This is a genomic window from Rhizomicrobium sp. (assembly GCF_056722145.1).
In genome coordinates this window covers 1-4,576 of record NZ_JBWZET010000390.1, presented here as the reverse complement: position 1 = coordinate 4,576, position 4,576 = coordinate 1, and the positions used below count along the sequence as shown (strand labels likewise).

Genomic DNA, 4,576 nt, shown 5'->3' with positions numbered 1-4,576 from the left:
CGATCCAGGTCAAATCTGTCGCGATCTTCGGGGTTGTGCCAGATGGTACCTGGATGGCCCGCAGTCGCGGGCCATGACACCGAGGGGCGTGGGACGATCAAGGGATTCCGGCCGAACGTCCGATGCTTTAGCCCAGCACTTCAATATGGGCCTGATGGCCGTGGGAACGGCTCAGCCTGCCGTCAAACGTGAGCAGCGGAGCGTTCAGGGTTTCCGCCAGCGCGACATAACAGGCGTCGTATGACGATACCGACTCTCGCAGTTCCCAAATCCGGTTCAGCAAGGCGGTGTGTTCGTGGCGGACGAGCGGCCACTCCTGCAGTCCCAGCAGTGCCGTTTCGGCCGTAGCGGTGTCGAGAGCGCGGCTTTTCACCATACGTTGCAGGGCGCTCGTGACTTCGAGATCGATCAGATGCGGGGCGTGAACGTCTTCATAAATGACGCCGGCGGCCACTTTGGTGCTGATCGGCGTGCGGATCAGGATTTCGATCGCGACCGATGCATCGATGACAATCATTCAGCCCCGCTGATCGCGGTCTTCCCGAATGACGTCGGTCGGCGAGATCGTCATGGACGTGACCGGTCGCGATTGAAGCCGCCGGAGGAATTCCTCCTTGGTGGGACGTTCCGCGATCTTTCTGGCTTCGCGGGTGAGGAAATCCGACAAGGTCAGCCCTTCGCTCGCCGCGCACGCCTTCAACCGGCGATGCAGCGCGTCGGGGACATTGCGCAGTTGGATCATCTTCGACATGCGATAACGATGATCACATGTGGGTAACATGTCAAGCTTACGCCGCCGTTCCGCCCACCGTCAGGCCGTCCAATCGCAGGGTCGGCTGGCCGACGCCGACCGGCACGCTCTGGCCGTTCTTGCCGCACGATCCGATGCCGGCGTCGAGTTTCATGTCGTTGCCGATCATCGCGACGCGGGTCAGGCAGTCGGGGCCGTTGCCGATCAGGGTGGCGCCCTTGATCGAGGCGCCGATCTTGCCGTTCTCGATCAGATAGGCCTCGGTGCACGAGAACACGAACTTGCCGTTGGTGATGTCGACCTGGCCGCCGCCGAAATTGGTGGCGTAGATGCCCTTGTCGACGCTGGCGAGGATTTCCTGTGGGCTCTTGTCGCCGGCGAGCATGTAGGTGTTGGTCATGCGCGGCATCACTGGGCTGGAATAGCTTTCGCGGCGGCCGTTGCCGGTCGGGGCCATGCCCATCAGGCGCGCGTTCTGGCGGTCCTGCATGTAGCCCTTCAGAATGCCGTCCTCGATCAGCACGGTGCGCGAGGAGGGGGTGCCTTCGTCGTCGATGGTGAGCGAACCGCGCCGGCCGCCGATGGTGCCGTCGTCGACCACCGTCACACCCGGCGCTGCGACGCGCTCACCCAAAAGTCCGGCAAAGGCGCTGGTTTTCTTGCGATTGAAATCGCCTTCGAGGCCATGGCCGATGGCTTCGTGCAGCAGGATGCCGGGCCAGCCCGGTCCGAGCACGACGGTCATTTCGCCGGCCGGCGCCGGAATGGAGGCGAGGTTCACCAGCGCCTGCCGCAGCGCTTCGTCGATCGCCGCCTGCCAGTATTCCGGCGCGAGATAGGTGTCGTAGCCGCTGCGGCCGCCACCGCCGAAGCTGCCGGTTTCCTGGCGGCCGTTCTCTTCGACCACCACCGACACATAGAGACGCACCAGCGGGCGGACGTCGCGATAGATCTCGCCGCCGGCGCGGATGATTTCCACATTCTGCCATTCGCCCGCCAGCGAGCACGACACCTGGCGCACCCGAGGGTCCTTGGCGCGGGCGAAGGCGTTCATTTCTTCCAGCAGTTTGACCTTGGCCTCGAAGGCCGCGGACTGCAGCGGGTCGACGTCGGCGTAGAGCTTGACGTTGGTGCGGGCGGGGGCGACGTCGGCGACGCCGGAATGGCCCTTGGCCACCGCCTGAACCGTTGCCGCCGCGCGCGCGATCGCCGCTTCCGACAGCTCGTTGGCGTGGGCATAGCCGGTGGCCTCGCCGCAGACGCTGCGCAAGCCGAAGCCCTGGGTGGTGTCGAAATTGGCCGCCTTGAGGCGGTTGTCGTCGAAGGAGAAGGATTCGCTCTGGCAGAATTCGAGATAGAGTTCGCCGTCGTCGGCGCCCTTGAGGGCTTCATCGACCTGCGCCTGGACGCGGCTGCGGTCCATTCCCGTGCGTTCGAAAAACAGGTCGTTAGCCATGGAAAATCCTCGTTAATGGCGGGCAGCGGGTGTGACCATAGGGATGTGTTGCGCTATGATCCACCCCGGCGGAGCCAGCGGCATCCTGTCGCACCTGTGCGCCGCCAAATTCGCCCATAGTGTTTTTACTTAGAATTATTAAAGTAAGTTCCCTGCGGCGGATTTCAACGTCAATCGGTGTTGCTACGAGGCGCATGCATGTCGCTCCGACTTGTCCTTTCGGCCCTGGCGCTGCCCTTCGTTGCCGGGGCGGCTTTCGCCAAGGATTGGCAGGTCCACAACTGGCAGACCGGGACGCAGGCGCCGGCTACGCCGGTGATGGAGCGGCTGACCGAGTTCCATACCGAGCTGCTCTACATCGTGACGGCGATCTGCCTGCTGGTGGCGGGGCTGCTTGTCTATGCGATGATCAAATTCAACCATCGCACCCATCCGGAGCCCTCCAAGACCCACCACAACACCACCCTCGAAGTGATGTGGACGCTGGCGCCGGTGATCATCCTGGTGATCATCGCGATCCCGTCGTTCAAGCTGCTCTACTACGAGGCCGATATCCCCAAGCCCGACCTCACCATCCAGGCGACCGGCCACCAATGGTATTGGACCTACACCTATCCCAAGGAGGGCGGGCTGCAGTTCGACTCCAACATGCTGCAGGATGCGGCCGCCAAGGAGAAAGGCGAGCCACGGCTCTTGGGCGTCGATAATCCGGTGATCGTGCCGGTGAACAAGAATGTGGAAGTCATCACCACCGGCGCCGACGTCATCCATTCGTGGGCGGTGCCGGCGTTCGGGGTGAAGATGGACGCGATCCCCGGCCGGCTCAATCACACCTGGTTCCGCGCCACCCGCGAAGGCACCTATTACGGCCAGTGTTCGGAACTGTGCGGGGCCAATCACGCGTTCATGCCGATAGAGGTGAAGGTGGTGTCGGAGGCCGCCTATCGCACCTGGCTCGCCGAGGCCAAGAAGAAGTTCGCCACCGACGATGCTGAGCAAGTCGCTTCGAACTGACGGGAATCAAGAATGGCTGATTTGGCGTACACCCAACTGGACCAGCACCCCCTGCACGAAGACCATCCGCACGGCTGGCGGCGCTATGTCTATTCCACCAACCACAAGGACATCGGCACGATGTATCTGTGGTTTGCGGTGTTCGCCGGCATCGTCGGCGGCTTCCTGTCGATGATGATGCGGGCCGAGTTGATGGAACCGGGGCTGCAGATTTTCCACAACCCGCACGCCTTCAACGTCTTCGTCACCGGCCACGGCCTGATTATGATCTTCTTTATGATCATGCCGGCGATGATCGGCGGTTTCGGCAACTGGCTGGTGCCGATGATGATCGGCGCCCCCGACATGGCGTTCCCGCGGCTCAACAACATCTCGTTCTGGCTGTTGCCGTTCTCGTTCACGCTGCTGATCCTGTCGATGTTCGTCGAAGGCGATAGCGGCGGGGCGGGGGCGGGCTCGGGCTGGACCTCCTACGCGCCGTTGACCACCACCGGCTCGCCCGGCCCGGCGATGGACCTTGTCATCTTCGCGCTGCATATCGCCGGCGCGTCCTCGATCCTCGGCGCCATCAACTTCATCACCACCATCCTCAACATGCGCGCGCCCGGCATGACGCTGCACAAGATGCCGCTGTTCGTGTGGAGCGTGCTGGTCACCGCGTTCCTGCTCTTGCTGTCGCTGCCGGTCCTGGCGGGGGCCATCACCATGCTGCTCGCCGACCGTCATTTCGGCACCAGCTTCTTCAACGCGGCGGGCGGCGGCGATCCGATCCTCTACCAGCACCTGTTCTGGTTCTTCGGCCATCCCGAGGTTTATATTTTGATCCTGCCCGGTTTCGGCATGATCTCCCACATCATCGCGACGTTCTCGAAGAAGCCGGTGTTCGGCTATCTCGGCATGGCCTACGCCATGGTTTCGATCGGCTTCATCGGCTTCCTGGTGTGGGCGCACCACATGTACACGACCGGGCTCAGCGTCGACACGCGCGCCTATTTCGTGTTCGCGACCATGGTGATCGCGGTGCCGACCGGCATCAAGGTGTTTTCCTGGATCGCCACCATGTGGGGCGGCTCGATCGAGTTCAAGACCCCGATGCTGTTCGCCATCGCCTTCATCTTCCTGTTCACGGTCGGCGGGCTGACCGGCGTGATCCTGGCAAATGCCGGCGTCGATGTGGATTTACAGGACACCTACTACGTCGTCGCCCACTTCCACTATGTGCTCAGCCTCGGGGCGGTGTTCGCGATCTTTGCCGGCTGGTATTTCTGGTTCCCCAAGTTCTTCGGCTACCTGTACAATGAGACATTGGCCAAGATTCATTTCTGGATAACCTTTGTCGGCGTTAATTTTGCTTT

At 62.3% G+C, this 4,576-nt stretch carries 5 protein-coding genes; 2 read left to right on the top strand and 3 right to left on the bottom strand.

All coding sequences use genetic code 11. The annotated features are described in order from the left end of the window. Positions 1-127: 127 nt before the first annotated feature. The 3 genes from AC1P6P_RS20530 to tldD are packed head-to-tail and all read right to left on the bottom strand — an operon-like array spanning position 128 to position 2,207. Complete coding sequence (locus AC1P6P_RS20530) at positions 128-517, bottom strand: type II toxin-antitoxin system VapC family toxin (RefSeq protein ID WP_481404311.1); 390 nt, start codon at positions 515-517, stop codon at positions 128-130. Next, positions 518-751: a hypothetical protein gene (locus AC1P6P_RS20525; RefSeq protein WP_481404310.1), complete on the bottom strand. Its 234-nt coding sequence runs from the start codon at positions 749-751 to the stop codon at positions 518-520. It abuts the gene before it with no gap. Between the two features lie 37 nt (positions 752-788). Further along, a complete protein-coding gene (tldD, locus tag AC1P6P_RS20520; protein WP_481404309.1) occupies positions 789-2,207 on the bottom strand; it encodes a metalloprotease TldD in 1,419 nt (472 codons plus the stop codon). A gap of 198 nt (positions 2,208-2,405) precedes the next feature. Between tldD and coxB the strand changes: the two genes are divergently transcribed. Both coxB and AC1P6P_RS20510 read left to right on the top strand, forming a co-directional pair. After that, complete coding sequence (gene coxB / locus AC1P6P_RS20515) at positions 2,406-3,221, top strand: cytochrome c oxidase subunit II (protein WP_481404308.1); 816 nt, start codon at positions 2,406-2,408, stop codon at positions 3,219-3,221. Positions 3,222-3,233: 12 nt separating this feature from the next. Then, positions 3,234-4,576 (top strand): cytochrome c oxidase subunit I (locus AC1P6P_RS20510; RefSeq protein WP_481404307.1); only part of this gene is annotated, 1,343 nt, incomplete at its 3' end.

Excerpts from the sequence above, each read along its gene's own strand:
- AC1P6P_RS20530 (WP_481404311.1), bottom strand. The coding sequence starts at position 517 with ATGATTGTCATCGATGCATCGGTCGCGATCGAAATCCTGATCCGCACG.
- AC1P6P_RS20525 (WP_481404310.1), bottom strand. The coding sequence starts at position 751 with ATGTCGAAGATGATCCAACTGCGCAATGTCCCCGACGCGCTGCATCGC.
- tldD (WP_481404309.1), bottom strand. The coding sequence starts at position 2,207 with ATGGCTAACGACCTGTTTTTCGAACGCACGGGAATGGACCGCAGCCGC.
- coxB (WP_481404308.1), top strand. The coding sequence starts at position 2,406 with ATGTCGCTCCGACTTGTCCTTTCGGCCCTGGCGCTGCCCTTCGTTGCC.